Genomic DNA, 18,192 nt, shown 5'->3' with positions numbered 1-18,192 from the left:
ATTTTTATGAAAAATAGCAGTGTAAGAGTTTTGTACATAGACGATGAGGAGAACAACCTTCACGCTTTTAAAGCAGGTTTTAGACGTCAATATGAAATTTACACAGCTAACTCTGCTGCAGAGGGTTTAAAATTACTTCAAAGTATTGATATACATGTAATTATAGCAGATCAGAAAATGCCTAACACAACTGGCGTTGAATTTTTTCAAAGTATTTCAGAAACTTATCCTGATCCTTGTAAAATTTTGTTAACTGGTTATACAGATATTGAGGCACTTACAAATGCAATTAATCATGGAGATGTTTACAGGTACATCCAAAAACCTTGGCAAGATTTAGATTTAAGTAATACCATTAAAAATGCTTATGATGCTTATAAAGCTAAAGTTGACTTAAGAAATAAGATTGCCGAACTAGAAAAAACAAATGATGAATTAAATAGGTTCATTTATAGTATTTCTCATGAGCTAAGAGCTCCATTAGTTTCTGTAATAGGCATTGTAGAATTGGTGAAAATGGAGGGTTTATTTAACTCTAGCGGAGAATATTGGCCTTTGATTGAAATATGCTCTAATAAATTAGATTATTATATTCAAAAAACACTTCAGTATTACAAAAATAACAAAAATGTAGCCGATCATATACAAATTGATTTTAAAAGATTGGTTGATGATTTAGTAGAAATTTATGCTTATTCAGATCGAAATACAAATTTTACAGTAAATGTTAATCAGCCTTCTGTATTTTATGGAGATTTATTTAGAATTGAAGTGATTTTAGGAAACCTAATTTCTAATGCTATCAAATACCAAAAAGAACAAGAATTAGACAAAAAAGTTAATATTGATGTAAACGTTAATGATAACAACGTTGAAATTAGTATTAGCGATAACGGAATAGGAATTTTGAACGAACACCTAGAAAAAATATTTACGCAATTTTTTAAAAGCAAAGCACAAGAAGGTAGTGGCTTAGGTTTATTTATTGTAAAGGAGGCCCTTAATAAAATTAATGGTCGCATTAAAGTTAGCTCTCACATTAACTTTGGTACAACCTTTAAAATAACAATCCCAAATGTCAAATAACCAGCAAATGGTCATGTTAGTCGACGACAACATTATCGATTTAACTATTAGCTCTAAATTAATTCAGTTTTCAAAATTATTTGATGAAATCATTGTGTTTCAATCTGGTGATGAAGCGTTGAATTACATTAAAACCAATTTAAAACAGCCCAATTTATTACCCAGATTTATATTATTAGATATACAAATGCCAGAAATGGATGGTTTTGAATTTCTAAATTATTATAAAAAGCTTCCTACAAGTTTTACCGATAAATGCCAAATTGCAATGCTATCTTCTACCTTAGATTTTGGAGATATTAATAAAGCAGAAGCTAATCATTATGTGGTTAAATTGTTAAGAAAACCTCTTTCTACCACCGAATTGCAAAAACTGCTCTAATTATTTAATGTTTAATTTTTAAAATAAAACATTACAATTTTGAGGTTGTTTATAGTTCATAAAATCATACGATTATGGATATTAAAGAAAACATTGCAGGCTTAGGAAAAGATCACGATGATGCAGCTCGTGAAAATGATATCGCTAAAAAACAAAGTGATGCAAAACCTGCGGCAGAAAATTTAGATATGATGCCAAATACTGTTAATAAACAGGGTAATAGTGATTTTGAAGCTAATCAAAAAAATGACGAACTACATGATAAAGCTTCAGCATACGCTGAAAAAGAACATGCTAAAGCCAAAAATTGGGATGAAAACACTGATTTAACCGACAACAAAACCTAGAAGATATTTTATCTTCAAAGTTGAATATCAATTTCAAAATTATTTACCTGCCAATATCAAATTATTGTAGAGTGAATTTACAGTTCGTTTTAAGGCATCATTAAATCCATTTGTATAAATAGGATTACAGCCATTTGTAATTACTACTATACCAAATTCTTCTTTCGGATTAAAAAACATCATGCTGTATAAGCCATAAGCAGACCCGGTATGCCCAACCATTTGTTCACCTTCAATTAAATTGCTGGTTTGTAGCAAAGCCAAACCATAATTTTCCTCATCAGATAGCTTAGTTTGCATAATTTTTGCACTTTTTTTACTAATTATTCTTTTGCCGTTATAGCTTCTTTTATACATGTGCATCGTCATGTATTTTGCCAAATCAGTAGCCGAAATTTTCATTCCGCCAGTTGGCGAAAATATAGGTGTGGTGTAGCCTAAAGTGTAATTTTTAATTTCTTCTCTCCTTGGGTTGTATGCCATAGGCGATGATGTAAACTTATTTGCTTTGGCATCAAATTCGTACAAAGTAGCAAAACGGGTAGCATCTAAAGAATCTACACAATAACCACCATATAAACCTAATGGATTTAAAATGTGGTTTTTCACATAATTATCAAACCGTTCTCCAGAAAATTTTTCGATAACGGCACCAACCATATTAAAATTTAAGTTACAATATTGATAACCTTTGCCTGGCTCATAATCGTTATAGCATTTAGCCCAATTTTCATTCTTAGCAGGATTTATGGCATCTAAATTAAAATAACCTTCGCTATCATTAATACTTGAGGTATGAGATAGCACCATTTTTAAGGTGATAATTGTTTGAGGATACTTCGGATTTCTCACTTTAAAGCCCACCAAATTGCTAAAATCATCTTTTAATGACATTTTACCCGCTTCTACCAATTGCATTATTGAAGTTGCTGAAAAGGATTTAGAAATAGATGCAATTCTAAATATATCATCATCTTTTAGTAGCGTTTTTGATTCGATATCTTTTAAACCAAAAGAATTTGAGTAGATTAACTCTCCCTTTTTAACTACTGCAACAGATAAACCAACAACATTTCGATCTTTCATAATCTGCTGAATTTCTGCGACTGCTTTTTCTTTCTGCGCAAAAACATTAAACCCAGCAAAAAGCATTAAATAAACAAAAACGTAAGTTTTAAATTGGTTTAATCTCATAAATTTTAGGATATGAATTTTAAATTGTTTTGTCTGAAGATTTGAGCCAAAGTGCAGATCCATAAATCACACCAAGTTGTAAAATCAAATAGCCATTTTTAAACCGTTACTTCATCCAATTTAAAAAATAAATTATCTACAATTCTCTTATCCAAATATTTTTAAAGCTTATCGGCACACTTTTATCACCATGTGATTGCAACTTAATTGGAGTAGCTCCATGAGCTTTTTTATAAGATGGCTTGCCAATGTATTGCGTTGGACCACCTAATATAAAATTATTTTGAACTAAAACTCCGTTAAACAAAACGGTAACTTTTGCTTCGCTCTTTAAACTTCCATCGCTATAAAAAACAGGTGCCGTCCAAATGATATCATAAGTTTGCCATTCTCCTGGTTTTCTGTTTGCGTTTACTAGCGGAGCCGTTTGTTTGTAAATGCTTGCCGCCTGACCATTGGTATAGGTTTTGTTGTTATAAGAATCTAAAATTTGCAATTCATAACCATCATCTCCAGGGCCAGTTGAAGCTAAAAACAAACCCGAGTTACCTCTTGATTGTCCTTCTAAATTAATATCTGAAGGAATTAACCACTCAATATGTAGTTGATAATTATTAAATGATTTTTTAGTTTCAATGTTGCCAGTACTTTTGTCAACAGTAAACATTCCATCTTTTACCGTCCACTTTGCAGCGCTTTTATCCTTTACACTTACCCATTGATCTAAATTTTTTCCATCGAACAAAACGATAGCATCTGATGGTGCAGCATTGGCATTACCTGGTGTAACTATTGGCGGAACGGGAGTATAAAACTCAGTATCTTGTGGTTTAGGTTTATCTTGAGCACTCACAGTGTAAATTGATACGCTACACAAAACACCTAGTAATAAGAATTGTTTCATTGATATATAGTTAAAAATGTATGGCTAAAGTTAACAAATCAGAATACTTTTCTCTGTAAAATTATTAATTCATGAATATAAGCTATTTCTTACCTTACATCAACGTTGCATAAAAGCGATAAACTTAACTTTGAATTATTAAAATTATAAGCATGGAATTAGGAATAGGAATGTTTGGTGATTTATCTTTTGATACTGCAACAGGAAAACCAAGAGCAGCAAAAGTTAAATTACAAGAAATTTTAGAACAAATTAAATTAGCTGATGATATTGGCTTAGATGTTTTTGGTTTAGGCGAACACCATAGACCAGACTATGCAGTGTCAGCACCAGAAATTGTGTTAGCAGCAGCGGCAAGCATCACTAAAAATATAAAATTATTTAGCACAGTTACGGTTTTAAGCTCGGCAGAACCAGTAAAAGTTTACCAAAATTTTTCTACCATAGATTTAATATCAAATGGCAGAGCCGAAATTGGTGTTGGTAGAGGTAGTTTTATTGAATCGTTTCCCCTATTCGGATATAATTTAAAAGATTATGATCAGTTGTTTGAGGAGAAATTAGATCTTTTATTAAACATTAACAACAATGAAGTAGTAAATTGGAAAGGCGAATTGAGAGTGCCATTAATTAATCAGCAAGTTTTACCAAGAGCAACCAACAATGGCAAATTACCTATTTGGATTGCTGTAGGAGGCACACCAGAATCAGTTTTAAGAGCTGCAAAACTGGGCTTACCTTTAATTGTAGCTATTATCGGCGGAATGCCAAAACAGTTTAAACCACTAATAGATTATTACAAACAAGAGTACGTAAAGCATGGTCATGATGTTGCAAACATGCAGATTGGCATCCATTCGCATAGCTTTTTAAGCAACGAACCACAAAATATAGCCGAGTACTTTAATAACTACGCAGCGCAAATGAACCGTGTTGGCGCATCAAGAGGTTGGCCGCCTTACGCAAAATCGCAATACGATGGTGGTAGAACGAAAGAAGGCGCTTTATTTATTGGTGATGCAAATGAAGTAACTGATAAGATTTTATACATGCATGAGTTATTTGGCATCACTCGTTTTATCGGTCACATGGATGTTGGAGATCCATCTCACAAAAACATGATGAAAGCTATTGAATTGTTTGGTAAAGAAGTTGCACCAGCAGTTAGAAAAGCGGTTGTGTAAAAGCAAAAAAGCCTGTCTTTCGACAAGCTTTTTTAGTGCGCCCACCTGGGCTCGAACCAGGGACCAAAAGATTATGAGTCTTCTACTCTAACCAACTGAGCTATAGGCGCCGGAAAACGTATTAGGTTTTGCGAGTGCAATGTTACATATTTGCATCGAATTTTGGAAACCATTTTATGGAAAAAATTAAAAATATTATTTTCGATTACGGCAATGTAATCTTCGAAATCAATTTTAAACGCACTCAAGATGCTCTTTTACAATTAGGTATAGCTAATCCTACCGAATTTTACGGACATAGAAATCAAAATCCTATTTTTGATAATTTTGAGATGGCCGGAGTTACTGCTGATGAATTTAGAGCAGAAATTAGAAAAGCAGCAAATAATTTAGATTTAACTGATGAGCAAATTGACGAAGTTTGGAACAGTTTGTTAATTGGTGTTTCGGCAAACAACCATGATGTTTTGCTAGAAGTGAAGAAGAAATACCGTACTTTTTTATTGAGTAACAACAATGAAATCCATTACAATTGGATCATTAAACATATTCAAGAAAAATATGGTATAAATAATTATGATGCATTTTTTGAGAAGGCCTACTTCTCTCAATTAATGAAATTGCGCAAACCAAACGTTAATATTTTTGAACAAGTAATTAAAGAAAATAATTTAAATCCTACAGAAACACTTTTTATTGATGATAGTCCGCAGCACATTGAAGGTGCAAAAAAAGCAGGCTTACATACCTTATTAATGGATCTGCATCCAGAGAAATTAGAAGATTTTTTAAAACAGCATAAGCTATTGTAAGAAACCCATTTCATTTGCTTAAATTTAATCACAAAAGTTTATTTAATGAATGAGAAAAAGTATAAATCTCTAAAAGAATTTTATCCATTTTATTTATCAGAACACCAAAACCTTACCAGTAGAATACTTCATTTTATTGGTACTGGTTTAGTAATCTTGTGCTTAATTGCAGCAGTTCTATTTCATAACTGGCAGTTTTTTATAGCCATTCCTTTTATTGGTTATGGTTTTGCATGGGTAGGTCATTTCTTTTTCGAGAAAAATAAACCAGCCACATTTCAGTATCCTGGTTACAGTTTAGCTAGCGATTTTATGCTTTTTTGGGATTTGCTAAGCGGCAACCAACCCTTTAAGGTTAAATAGCTTTTAACTATACGCTCATAGAAAAAAGGTGTTTGGTATAGCGCCTAAGCTTTGCTAATTTTATAAAAATCAAAAGCCAATTTGTGTTGGTAATCATTAGCTAATAAATGTATTAATTATGGAAGATCAAGGAAACGACATCAGCAAATGCCCATTTCACAATGGCAGTATGAATAATGAGCGTACAGTAATAGGTGGTACAAAAAATCGAGATTGGTGGCCTAAACAATTAAAATTAAATATTCTTCGTCAGCATTCATCACTTACCAACCCAATGGGAGATGATTTTAATTATGCCGAAGCTTTTAAAAGCTTAGATCTTGAGGCATTAAAATCAGATTTAAATGTGCTGATGACCGATTCTCAAGATTGGTGGCCGGCAGATTTTGGGCATTACGGTGGTTTATTTATACGTATGGCATGGCATAGCGCAGGTACTTATCGCGTTGGCGATGGCCGTGGTGGTGCCGGTCAAGGGCAACAACGTTTTGCACCTTTAAATAGTTGGCCAGACAATGTGAGTTTAGATAAAGCTCGTCGTTTGCTTTGGCCAATTAAACAAAAATATGGTAATAAAATCTCTTGGGCCGATTTAATGGTTCTAGCTGGAAACGTAGCTTTAGAATCGATGGGTTTTAAAACATTTGGTTTTGCTGGCGGAAGAGCAGATGTTTGGGAAGCAAGCGAAGATGTATATTGGGGAGCAGAAAAAACTTGGTTAGGTAACGATGAGCGTTATAGCGTTGGTGCAAAAGGTGTTGCTGATAGAGGTGTTCTTGTTTCTGATGATAATGCAAACGGCGAACAACACTCTCGTGATTTAGAAAAGCCTTTAGCCGCAGCACACATGGGTTTAATTTACGTAAACCCAGAAGGACCAAACGGTAACCCCGACCCTATTGCTGCTGCAAGAGATATTAGAGATACGTTTGCCCGTATGGCAATGAATGACGAAGAAACGGTTGCCTTAATTGCTGGCGGACATACCTTTGGTAAAACACACGGTGCTGCTTCATCAGATCATGTTGGTGCAGAACCTGAAGCAGAAAGTTTAGAAAACCAAGGTTTCGGTTGGAACAATTCATTTGGTTCTGGAAAAGGTGCTGATACGATTACCAGTGGCTTAGAAGTTACTTGGACAACCACTCCTACTCAATGGAGCAACAACTTTTTCGAAAATCTATTTGCTTTTGAATGGGAATTAACAAAAAGCCCGGGTGGTGCACACCAGTGGGTAGCAAAAAATGCAGATGAAATTATACCAGATGCATTTGATGCCAATAAAAAACATAAGCCAACTATGCTAACCACAGATTTATCTTTAAGGTTAGATCCGGCTTATGAGAAAATTTCTAGACGCTTTTTAGCAAATCCTGATGAGTTTGCCGATGCTTTTGCTCGTGCTTGGTTTAAGTTAACACACCGTGATATGGGGCCAAAAGCTCGTTACCTAGGTGCAGATGTGCCTGCAGAAGATTTGTTATGGCAAGATGTTATTCCTGCTGTAAATCACACATTAGTGGATGAAAATGATATTGCTTCATTAAAATCACAGATTTTAGCTACTGGATTAAGTGTTGGGCAATTGGTTTCAACCGCATGGGCTTCGGCCTCTACATTCCGTGGTGGCGATAAACGTGGCGGAGCAAACGGTGCTCGTATTCGTTTGGCACCGCAAAAATATTGGGCAGTAAACACAGCTGGCTCGGTTGATAAAGTTTTAACAGCTCTAGAAAATGTACAACAACAATTTAATGCTGCACAAGGTGGAGATAAAAAGGTTTCATTAGCCGATTTAATTGTTTTAGCGGGTGTTGCTGCAATAGAAAAAGCTGCACAAAATGCAGGCTTAGATATTAAAGTTCCTTTTACAGCTGGCCGTATGGATGCTTCGCAAGAGCAAACAGATGTAGAATCGTTTAGTTATTTAGAACCAGCCGCTGATGGATTTAGAAATTACAAAAAAGCTAGATTTACAGTTGCCACCGAAGAATTATTAATTGATAAAGCACAGCAACTAACACTTACCGCACCAGAACTAACCGTTTTAGTTGCAGGTATGCGCACTTTAAATGCAAACTTCGATGGTTCTAAAACTGGTGTATTAACTCATCAGCCAGAAAAGCTAACAAACGATTTCTTCGTGAACTTATTAGACATGAGCACACAGTGGAAAGCTGCCGACGATCATAAAGAATTGTACAATGGTCTAGATCGTAAAACTGGCGAAGTGAAATGGACCGCCTCTCGTGCTGATTTGGTTTTTGGATCGAATGCAGAATTAAGAGCTATTGCAGAAGTTTACGCAAGTGCTGATGCTAAAGATAAATTTGCTAAAGATTTCGCAACCGCTTGGCATAAGGTGATGAATTTAGATCGCTTTGATTTAGTTTAATTTTTTCTTTTAATACAGAAGCTTAGAAAGGGTTTCCAAGAGATTGGAAGCCCTTTTGCGTTATTGGTATTTGATATAAATTAGTGAAACTAAAAATTTCAAAAACTTCCTCCTATATTAGATTATCGGATGGCTTGGGAAAGTTTTTAAAGAAAAAGATGCCGTCATAAATGAGTTATAAGCAAGCTAAATAGCTCCAATCAATCAAAAATGTTAGAACAAGAATTTGAAAAACAGATAAAAAAGCCTGATAAAATACAAGATGCTTTGAATTATATTCTTTGTTCTTCTATGATAGTAGGTGGACTTTTCTTTTTCTATAAGTTTTTTCAATCGGTAAAACAAAATAGTGAAACTTATCAATTTATTTATCCAGCCTTATTTCTATCAATTCTTGGCGGTTATGGACTATGGAGGATATCGAAGGATTACAAAATTGTTAAAGTCATATCCAACCAGAGCTTAGAGCAAAAGACGAAAGTAATTGAGGAATTCATAACGACAATAAACATTAAAAGTTTGTCAGTCGAAGACGACATTTATATAATTCAATACAGAAATAAATTCTGGGTTTCAGTAGATGTCTTTATCGGATTTGACAATGATTTTTACTATTTGAATGCAAAAGCATCTGACTACGGAAGTAAAGGAATTATAGATTTCGGAATTACTAGACGGTCTTTAAAAAAGTTAGAAAATTATTTTACAGGTAAAGCCAACTTATAACAGTGGTTTTGCAATGGGCGGGGTTTCGTGCTCAGCAGACAGTTTAGGGGTAGGTGGAAGTTTTGTGCTCCGTATCAACATTAGTGGTAAAAAGCCCGCCCAACGTAAATCCTCAAAACGTTTAGCCAAGGTGCGTGTCTTCACGCACCATTTGAATTTTCTCTTTATCCTCCCAAAGTAATATATCGCTTTATATTTTGATTTACCATTATTCAAAGCCATATTTGCTAGATGCACACTGCTCAACAGTTTTTCAAAAACCTAATTTTTGCATTCAACAAAAAGCAAGAAATGGTTATCGCTGTTTTGAGCACTCATTTATCGCGAAAAAATTACGCGATAGGCTTTACTTTCCAATCAACAAGTAAAGACTTTATTAATTAGCCCCGGGTTTATATCAAAAACCTTCTTTTTAACTCGGGGAAAGCTTAACAAGCTTCATTTCTTTTTTAATTCAACACTACAGCAAAAACTGTGGTTCTATTTATTTACATATTTTTTTTATCATGAACAAATCAATCTTACTCTCAAAAAGTGATTTTAAGTTTTTAAGCGAACATTTCGAAAAAGCGATAATGAGCGATTACAACAAATCACGTTTAAGAACAGAAATTAAACAGGCTACTATTTTTAACGATGATGAGTTACCATACGATGTTGTTTCGCTACATACCGAAGCAAAAATTGTAAGCACTGATAATGGCAAGGAATTTATTTTTAAAATAGTATTGCCAAAAGAAGCAAATATCAAACTGCAAAAGGTTTCCATATTTGCGCCAATCAGTATTGCTTTGTTAGGTTACCAAACAAACGATTTAATTAATTGGGAAATGCCCGATGGGATTAAAGAATTTAAAATTTTAGCAGTGAGAAAACTGGAGGCTTCGGAATTATGAAAATCCAACGTTGGCGTCCTCGCCAACGTCATATATTAGCTTACCGCATGTTTGTTTAAAAAATTGTAGGTCATCTACCAAAGCTTAGCTAGCCGCTGAAAGGCCTTTTTCTTTTTCTTGATAAAAAAAACAAAAATCAAATTTTCGGATTGGAAATAAAAGAATTCGCTGCGCTTCAGCCTATGGCAGACAGGCAAACAGCTTTTATATCTTGTAATCCTACAAATTGATTTTTCACGCTAATTCGCTGAGGTCGTATCGCATGATGTTTAGTTTAGATGATAAATTAAACTGCTTTTTTGGCGTTCTCGCCAACGTTAAATTACCATTTCGCAATTACCAAATCAAAAAGGCGTTATCTTTTATTACAGATTTTATTATTTTTGACTATGCATCCTGACAAAAAAGAAAAACTTAAAACCTGGATCAAAAAGCTTGGCTTTTGGGGTTTTATGTTTTTCTTGGTAAAAGGTTTAGTTTGGTTGGCCGTTGGATATTTTATCGTAAAATAGCCCTTATTGCATTAATTAGACGTATTTAATCTCCAAATTACCACCCCGCCCTTTGGGCACCCCTCCAAAGGAGGGGAATTGAGTTCGTAAACCCTCTAATAGGTCAGAGGATAGTCGAAGACCGGTTTTCTAAAATTCAGAATATTGTTATGCTTTAAGACATGCAACTTGAGTTATTTGCACAACATTTCGTCCATAAACCCGATTTAGTGGAAATCCTTTTACCCCTAAATCCCAGCCGCGGCTGGGATTTAGGGGTAAAAGATTGAAACGAGAGCGGGACTACATTAACCGATAAGCAAAAGCTTCAATTTTCAAATCAATCTTTGGCCTTTCACCTTTGGTATTTAGTCTTTCTACAGCTTTCTTCTAGCTTTTTCTTTACTAATTAACCCCAATTCTCTACCAGTTTGGCCAGCTACCGAAGTATTTTCTTGTGCTCTACGGAATAAATATGGCATTACTGCCTTAATTGGCCCATAAGGCACATATTTAGCTACATTGTAACCAGCATCAGATAAATTGAAACTCAAGTTATCGCTCATACCTAACAACTGCGCAAAGTAAATATGTGAGTGATTATGTGGAATGTTTTTTTCGTCTATCAAATAGGTTAACAAACGAGAACTATCTTCGTTATGCGTACCACAAACTATGGCAATTTGATCGATATGTTCAATACAAAATCTTAAACTCTCATCGTAATCCTTATCAGTTGCTTCCTTATCTGGTTGTATTGGCGATAGATAACCCATTTCAGCTGCTCGTTTTCGCTCTTTTTCCATATAAGCACCACGCACCATTTTAACGCCTAAAATAAATCCGGTTTCTTTGGCAATTAGATAATCAGCTTTTAAATCCGCCAACTTATCATGACGGTACATTTGATAAGTGTTGTAAACGATAATTCCTTGTTTATTAAACTTGGTCATCATTTCTAAAGCCAATTCATCAATGGTATTTTGCACCCAACTGTCCTCGGCATCAATCATTACAGGTACTTTTTTATCAAAAGCAGCTTGGCAAATTTTTAAACAACGGGCTTTAACACGATCAAATTCTTTAACCTCATTAGCTGTTAATTCTTGTTTGGCGTCTAATTTTTCTAACAATGCAAACCTACCAATACCTGTAATTTTAAAAACGGTAATGGGCACACGTGGGTCGCCATCTGCCCTATTTATGGTTCTTATAATCTCTTCGCAGGTAAAATCGAAAACTTCTTCTTCGTCTTCGCCTTCCACAGAATAATCTAAAATGGTACCTACCTTGCCTAAACTCAGTTGTTCTATGGTATGTTCGCAATCGGCAATGGTTTCGCCACCGCAAAACTGTTTAAAAATGGTAGCTTTAATTGCTCCTTTTATTGGAAACCCAACATTTAATAAAAAATTAGTTATTGGCGGACCAACATTTGTTAAAAAATTACTACTTATAATTTTAAATAACCAATAAGCTTGGTTTAATTCTCCATTAGATTTATTGCGAAAAGCGATTTCAGTATTGTCAAAATTGATGTTTTTTCTAGGAGATTGTTCCATTTTGGTGTATTGGTTAGTCAGACGAGTGCAAAAATATAAATTACAATGGTTGTTAAGGTAAAACACATTATAAATTAATTGTAAATTTGTAACCACAATGATAAAATTCAAACTTGAAGGCGAATTTATTCCGCTAATTGCACTCCTAAAAGCAACCGGCTTGGTACAAAGCGGTGGCGAAGCTCAATCTGTAGTAGAAGAAGGCTTAATTAAATACAACGGAACTGTTGATTATAGAAAACGACTTAAAGTTAGGGTTGGCGATAAAATTGAGTTTTTAAGCAAAGTAATCGAAGTAATTTAATGGAACCAATTAAAAACGCAGATCATTTGATCCATTTCGAATCTAACCTTGCCCCTTTAAAAGACATTTTAGATCAAAAAAAATACAGCAAGGTTTTTGTTTTTGCAGACAGCAATACTGCTGAGCATTGTTTACCAGTTTTTAGGTCTTTATTAGATGATTTAGACGATTTCGATATTATTGAGACTGACCCAGGCGAAGAAAATAAAAACATAGATTTTTGCATTGGTATTTGGAAAACGCTTTTAGATTTTGGTGCCGACCGCAAATGCTTAATGATCAATTTAGGCGGTGGGGTAATTACCGACATGGGTGGTTTTGTGGCTTCAACCTATAAAAGAGGGATAGATTTTATCAATATTCCTACAACTTTGCTCTCTCAAGTAGATGCTTCTGTTGGTGGTAAAACTGGTATTGATATAGATAATGTGAAAAACATGGTAGGCACATTTTCGTTGCCACAAGCTGTCTTTATCGAAAACATTTTTTTAAATACGCTTTCTAAAAGAGAACTATTATCTGGCTTTGCCGAAATGATTAAACATGGTTTAATTAAGGATAAAGCTTATTATAACCGATTAAAAGTAAGCGATTATCAAAAATTGGCTCCATTAGAAATTTATCGTTCTATCGAGATTAAAAATGAAGTTGTAACCGAAGATCCATTAGAAAAAGGCTTACGCAAAATCTTAAATTTTGGGCATACCATTGGTCATGCGGTAGAAAGTTATGCGTTAACCAACAGCAAAAAACCTCTAACGCATGGCGAAGCAATTGCCATTGGTATGGTTTGCGAAGCGCATTTATCAGCAAAATATTGTAACTTAAAGGATGATGAACTTGCAGATATCAGCAAATACCTATTGTCCATTTATCCTAAATACAACATTAAAGAAAAAAGCTTCGATAAATTAATCGAGTTAATGCAAAGCGATAAGAAGAATGAAGATGGACAAATTATGTTCTCCTTATTAGATCAAATTGGCGAATGCGCTTTTAATTGCAGAGTAACCAAAGAAGATATTTTAAACAGCCTAACTTATTACAATAGTTTATAAAATGAAGTTTACCGGGAGCGATATATCTGTAGGGGGATTATTTGGTTTTGTGATCGTTTTAACCTTGGTTGAAATGTACATTAGTTACATACACGACAAGAAAATCTACGAAAAAAAAGATACTTGGACCAATATATACTTAATGACAGTTGCTGTAATCATTAATTTAGGAATGAAAACGGCCACTTTCTTTTTATTAGAATATTGCTATCAATTTAGGTTATTTCAAATCCCTAATTTCTGGATATATTGGATTGTACTCATTCTTGCGCAAGACTTTTTATACTGGTTTCTACACACCGTTGGTCACTATGTACGCTTTTTTTGGGCTATGCATGTAACGCACCATTCGTCAGAACATTTTAATTTAACTACTGGGTTCCGCTCAACAGTTTTCGAACCTTTGTACCGCGTTTTCTTTTATTTGCCTTTAGCTTTTATGGGTTTTACGGCTCTGGATATTCTTTTTGCTTATTTGGTAACTCAAATTTATGGCAATTTGGTACACACACAAGCCATTGCTAAAATGCCTGCTTGGTTCGAGTATATTTTTGTAACACCATCCCATCACCGTGTTCACCATGCTAGCAATGTGCGTTATTTAGACAAAAATATGGGTATGGTTTTAATTCTGTGGGATAGGTGGTTTGGCACTTTTCAAGAAGAATTACCAGAAGACACCATCAAATACGGCTTAACAACACAGCCAAAAGATACCGGACCAGTAAACATCATTTTCCATGAGTTTATCGCTTTAAAAAACGATGTAAAAAAAGCACCCACTTTTAAGGATAAAGTTAAATATATCTTAAATCCACCAGGCTGGAGCCACGATGGCAGTACTAAAGTTGCCAAAATTATGCAACAAGAGCTACACGAGCAAGAAAAAGAAAAGCGTCAAATTATCCAGTCAGATCAGTTTTTAAAGCAGGCTTAACAAAGTTAGTCATTGCCAGCATCACTGGTAATATTAATGCTCTAGATGGTAAATTTTAAAGTTTTAGCAAGAAAAAATCATAAATCTTGGTTTCGAAAGTTAAAGTTAGAAGCTTTTGGCAAAACCTGTCCTGCTATCCGTTTTACTGCTCCGCCGCGGCGGATACGTGCCCACTCCTATCAGGCTTAAATAACAAAGGCAGTAGTTCATTGGAAGATTAAGCTTTACAAAACCACCCCCAACCCCCGCCAGCGGGGGACACAGGATGTATAGCCCTTCAAAATGTAAATTCCAATTGCAAGTACTTTGTCTATTTGCAGGTAGTAAACTTTGCTGTCCCCCTCCTCGAGGGGGTTAGGGGGAGGAATAATAACAGAATTATTGAAATTATTCCATAGCTTTAATAACCTATGGAAAAAGCTAACAAAGACAATTTATATCATTACAATCAAAATCTCAAAGATTTTGCAAATGCAAATCGAAAAGAAATGACCAAGGCCGAAGCCTGCATTTGGAAGTATCTTTTAAGTAGAAAACAGATGATGGGATTTGCTTTTCGCAGACAGCGGCCTGTATTAAATTATATAGCAGACTTTATGTGCAAGGAACTAATGCTCATTATAGAAATTGATGGAATTACACATCAATGGGAAAATGTTTCTAAAAACGATAAAATAAGAACACAAATGTTGGAGGAAATTGGATTTACTATTATTCGCTTTAATGATGATGAAGTTTTAAGTGATATCAAAAATGTAAATCAAACAATTTGTTTTTATATTGAGGAGTATTTAGCAAAAACCACCCCCAACCCCCGCCAGCGGGGGACACTGGATGCTTAGCCCCCTCATAGCTCCAAATTTACAGTACAAAATAATGATAACATCCTTTGTAGGTAAGCAACTCTGCTGTCACCCTTTTGAGGTTTTTTTTTTTTGGGGGGGGGGAGGATTTATAACCATGAGGGTCAAAACCCAGCCAAGCACCACTACCTTTGTAATATAAACCCTACAGTCGTGTAGGTATTTTCATGCTAACGTGTACCGATATTTCATCGGTAGCGTAGTCGAAGCACACTACCGAAACAATGGCGGGGCTAAAGCTGCGATGGAAGACTGACATTGTTTTTCAATCAATTAAACATCCATGAGCAACAAATGAACCACTTCGCAAAACAGCCTTCTTAAAACAAAATTAAATTTTATTTAAAATATTTTCAATTAGGTATTGACAAATTAAATTTGGAAGTGTACATTTGACACCAAGAAAGAAAAAATGCAATTAACAAACACATATTACTTTGGTTACTTTTACTATTTTAGTAAGAGCCGGGGCTAGTATGCAAAAAGATAGATAAAAATATTTAAATGTATAACAAAAAGTCCCGGCCAAAAGCTGGGACTTTTTTTGTTTAACGCAATCAACAACAATGAAAACAAAAAAACCAAGAGTAGCCATACAAGGTATCAAAGCATCTTTCCATGAAGAAGCTGCATTTAAATTTTTTGGCAGAGAGATTGAAACAATTGAGTGTACCTCATTTAAACAGACCTGTGAAGTTTTAGAAAATGATGATGCTGATTTCGTTATTATGGCTATCGAAAACTCAATTGCTGGTAGCTTATTACCAAATTATACCTTAATTAGAGATTATAATTTTGCAGTTTATGGTGAAGTTTATTTACCTATCCAATTGCATTTAATGGCTTTACCTGGTGTTAAATTTGATGATATTAAATTTGCTACCTCGCACCCTATTGCCATTAGACAATGTGTTGATTTTTTTGACGATTACCCTAACATACAAGTAATTGAAAGTAGTGATACTGCGGCTTGCGCAAAAAAAATACGCGACGAACAATTAACTGATACTGTTGCAATTGCAAACACTTTGGCCGCAGAACTTTACGGATTAAACATTATTGAACGTAGAATAGAATCTAACAAGAAAAACTACACTCGTTTCCTGATCCTACAAAAAGACAAAACCGAAGACAGCAAAAAAATAAATAAAGCATCTATCTGCTTCCAAGTTGGCAACCATGTTGGTGCATTATCTAAAGTGTTAAATATCTTCGCAGAGCTTAACGTAAACTTAACCAAAATACAATCTATGCCTGTTTTAGGTAAAAGAAACGAATACTATTTTTATGTAGATATGGAATGGAAAGACATGGAAAATTATGATACCGCCATTCGCAAAGCGTTAAAATACACGGTAAACTTTAACATCATGGGCGAATACGAGAAGAACGATAAAGTATAAATGATGGAAGAGGTAAAATGGAAGATGGAATTAAAATCTGTGAAATCTTTTTAATCCCTGCCTGCCGGCAGGCAGGTGTGTAATCATCCGCAAAGCGAAATAAAAAACTAAATACTTAAATACAAATCCCAATAAAAATGAAATTAGAACTAAACATCCAACCATTAAATACTTGGATAAACATTAAAAACGAACCTTTAATTATCTCTGGACCATGCAGTGCAGAAACTGAAGATCAATTATTATCTACTGCTCATTTATTAAAAGCAACTGGAAAAGTTAGCGTTTTAAGAGCTGGTATCTGGAAACCACGTACTCGCCCAGGAGAATTTGAAGGTATTGGAAGCATCGGTTTAGAATGGTTAAAACGTGCTAAAGCAGAAACTGGATTACCTACAGCGGTAGAAGTTGCCAATGCAAAACACGTTGAAGAAGCGTTAGCCGCAGGAGTTGATATCCTTTGGATTGGTGCTCGTTCTACTGTTAACCCCTTTACTGTACAAGAAATTGCTGATGCATTAAAAGGTGTAGATATACCTGTGTTGGTAAAAAACCCTGTAAACCCAGATTTACAATTATGGATTGGTGCTTTAGAGCGTATCAACAAAGCTGGCATTACTAAATTGGGTGCAATTCACCGTGGATTTTCATCTTACGAAAAAAGCGCTTTCCGTAACGAACCAATGTGGGAACTGGCTATTCAATTGAAAACTTTATGTCCAGAATTGCCAATTATCAACGATCCAAGTCACATTTGTGGTAACCGTGAGTTAATTCCATACATCTCGCAAAAAGCGTTGGATTTAGATATGCAAGGCTTAATGATTGAGTCGCATTTAGACCCATCGGTTGCATGGACAGATGCTAAACAACAAGTTACACCAGCTGCTTTAGCAGAAATGGTAAGTAAATTTACATTACGTCAGCCTGAATCTAAAAATGAAGAATTTGCCGATAAATTAGCTGATTTAAGAAAAGAAATTGATAAAATTGATGATTTAGTTTTGCAAAAATTAGCTGAACGTATGAGCATCACTCAAAAAATTGGTGAATTTAAAAGAGACAATAAAGTAACCATTTTACAGGTTAACCGTTGGGATGAAATTATGCAAAAACGCACTTCATTTGCTAAAGCGTTAAAATTAGATGTAAACTTTACAGAGAAATTTTTAGAATTGGTACACGGAGAGTCTATCCGCAGACAAACAGAAATTATGAATGCTGGTAAAGTTGAAGCTGGAATTGCAGCTGAAGCACATGCTGAAGTGAAATAGCGAACAGCGAC

Annotated in this window: 18 protein-coding genes and 1 tRNA gene; 15 read left to right on the top strand and 4 right to left on the bottom strand. The window is 34.7% G+C overall.

Annotation, left to right across the window (positions count from 1 at the left end; all coding sequences use genetic code 11):
• Positions 1-6 precede the first annotated feature (6 nt).
• The 3 genes from FA045_RS08945 (at position 7) to FA045_RS08935 (ending at position 1,815) form a co-directional block, all read left to right on the top strand.
• On the top strand, positions 7-1,086 hold the full coding sequence (locus FA045_RS08945) for a hybrid sensor histidine kinase/response regulator (RefSeq protein WP_136876661.1): 1,080 nt from the start codon (positions 7-9) through the stop codon (positions 1,084-1,086).
• Positions 1,076-1,468, top strand: a complete 393-nt coding sequence (locus FA045_RS08940; protein ID WP_136876659.1) for a response regulator — start codon at positions 1,076-1,078, stop codon at positions 1,466-1,468. The genes FA045_RS08945 and FA045_RS08940 overlap by 11 nt, the downstream gene beginning before the upstream one ends.
• 74 nt (positions 1,469-1,542) lie before the next feature.
• Positions 1,543-1,815: a hypothetical protein gene (locus tag FA045_RS08935; protein WP_136876657.1), complete on the top strand. Its 273-nt coding sequence runs from the start codon at positions 1,543-1,545 to the stop codon at positions 1,813-1,815.
• A gap of 39 nt (positions 1,816-1,854) precedes the next feature.
• Here FA045_RS08935 and FA045_RS08930 read toward each other — a convergent pair whose 3' ends face one another.
• Both FA045_RS08930 and FA045_RS08925 read right to left on the bottom strand, forming a co-directional pair.
• Positions 1,855-3,009: a serine hydrolase domain-containing protein gene (locus FA045_RS08930; RefSeq protein WP_136876655.1), complete on the bottom strand. Its 1,155-nt coding sequence runs from the start codon at positions 3,007-3,009 to the stop codon at positions 1,855-1,857.
• Positions 3,010-3,145: 136 nt separating this feature from the next.
• Entirely contained in the window at positions 3,146-3,913 is a 768-nt protein-coding gene (locus FA045_RS08925; RefSeq protein WP_205943128.1) for a 3-keto-disaccharide hydrolase, read from the bottom strand.
• A gap of 152 nt (positions 3,914-4,065) precedes the next feature.
• Between FA045_RS08925 and FA045_RS08920 the strand changes: the two genes are divergently transcribed.
• Positions 4,066-5,097: an Atu2307/SP_0267 family LLM class monooxygenase gene (locus tag FA045_RS08920; protein ID WP_136876650.1), complete on the top strand. Its 1,032-nt coding sequence runs from the start codon at positions 4,066-4,068 to the stop codon at positions 5,095-5,097.
• 36 nt (positions 5,098-5,133) lie between these two features.
• Here the strand turns inward: FA045_RS08920 and FA045_RS08915 are convergent.
• Positions 5,134-5,207: transfer RNA gene (locus tag FA045_RS08915), tRNA-Ile, on the bottom strand.
• Positions 5,208-5,273: 66 nt separating this feature from the next.
• Between FA045_RS08915 and FA045_RS08910 the strand changes: the two genes are divergently transcribed.
• The 5 genes from FA045_RS08910 to FA045_RS08890 all read left to right on the top strand — a co-directional run bounded on the left by FA045_RS08910 (position 5,274) and on the right by FA045_RS08890 (position 10,289).
• Positions 5,274-5,909, top strand: a complete 636-nt coding sequence (locus FA045_RS08910) for an HAD family hydrolase (protein ID WP_136876648.1) — start codon at positions 5,274-5,276, stop codon at positions 5,907-5,909.
• 45 nt (positions 5,910-5,954) lie between these two features.
• A complete protein-coding gene (locus tag FA045_RS08905; RefSeq protein WP_136876647.1) occupies positions 5,955-6,272 on the top strand; it encodes a DUF962 domain-containing protein in 318 nt (105 codons plus the stop codon).
• Positions 6,273-6,390: 118 nt separating this feature from the next.
• Positions 6,391-8,667, top strand: a complete 2,277-nt coding sequence (gene katG, locus FA045_RS08900) for a catalase/peroxidase HPI (protein WP_136876645.1) — start codon at positions 6,391-6,393, stop codon at positions 8,665-8,667.
• A gap of 210 nt (positions 8,668-8,877) precedes the next feature.
• Entirely contained in the window at positions 8,878-9,393 is a 516-nt protein-coding gene (locus FA045_RS08895; RefSeq protein WP_136876643.1) for a hypothetical protein, read from the top strand.
• 506 nt (positions 9,394-9,899) lie between these two features.
• Positions 9,900-10,289, top strand: coding sequence for a GreA/GreB family elongation factor (locus tag FA045_RS08890; protein ID WP_225871308.1), 390 nt, complete (start codon positions 9,900-9,902; stop codon positions 10,287-10,289).
• An 868-nt stretch (positions 10,290-11,157) separates the two neighbouring features.
• Here the strand turns inward: FA045_RS08890 and FA045_RS08880 are convergent.
• Positions 11,158-12,342, bottom strand: a complete 1,185-nt coding sequence (locus tag FA045_RS08880; RefSeq protein ID WP_136876637.1) for a proline dehydrogenase family protein — start codon at positions 12,340-12,342, stop codon at positions 11,158-11,160.
• Positions 12,343-12,439: 97 nt separating this feature from the next.
• On the opposite strand from FA045_RS08880, the gene FA045_RS08875 reads away from it, so the two are divergent.
• The 6 genes from FA045_RS08875 to FA045_RS08850 all read left to right on the top strand — a co-directional run bounded on the left by FA045_RS08875 (position 12,440) and on the right by FA045_RS08850 (position 18,181).
• A complete protein-coding gene (locus tag FA045_RS08875) occupies positions 12,440-12,646 on the top strand; it encodes an RNA-binding S4 domain-containing protein (protein ID WP_136876635.1) in 207 nt (68 codons plus the stop codon).
• Complete coding sequence (gene aroB / locus FA045_RS08870) at positions 12,646-13,704, top strand: 3-dehydroquinate synthase (RefSeq protein WP_136876633.1); 1,059 nt, start codon at positions 12,646-12,648, stop codon at positions 13,702-13,704. The genes FA045_RS08875 and aroB overlap by 1 nt, the downstream gene beginning before the upstream one ends.
• A 1-nt stretch (position 13,705) precedes the next feature.
• A complete protein-coding gene (locus FA045_RS08865) occupies positions 13,706-14,641 on the top strand; it encodes a sterol desaturase family protein (RefSeq protein ID WP_136876631.1) in 936 nt (311 codons plus the stop codon).
• A 410-nt stretch (positions 14,642-15,051) separates the two neighbouring features.
• Positions 15,052-15,483, top strand: a complete 432-nt coding sequence (locus tag FA045_RS08860) for an endonuclease domain-containing protein (RefSeq protein ID WP_136876629.1) — start codon at positions 15,052-15,054, stop codon at positions 15,481-15,483.
• Positions 15,484-16,070: 587 nt separating this feature from the next.
• On the top strand, positions 16,071-16,907 hold the full coding sequence (locus FA045_RS08855) for a prephenate dehydratase (RefSeq protein WP_136876627.1): 837 nt from the start codon (positions 16,071-16,073) through the stop codon (positions 16,905-16,907).
• A 137-nt stretch (positions 16,908-17,044) separates the two neighbouring features.
• Entirely contained in the window at positions 17,045-18,181 is a 1,137-nt protein-coding gene (locus FA045_RS08850; RefSeq protein ID WP_136876625.1) for a chorismate mutase, read from the top strand.
• Positions 18,182-18,192 lie beyond the last annotated feature (11 nt).

This window comes from Pedobacter cryotolerans, from assembly GCF_005116475.1.
GTDB lineage: Bacteria > Bacteroidota > Bacteroidia > Sphingobacteriales > Sphingobacteriaceae > Pedobacter > Pedobacter cryotolerans.
Note: the sequence above shows the minus strand (reverse complement) of the source record. Positions and strands in the feature narration are given on the sequence as shown.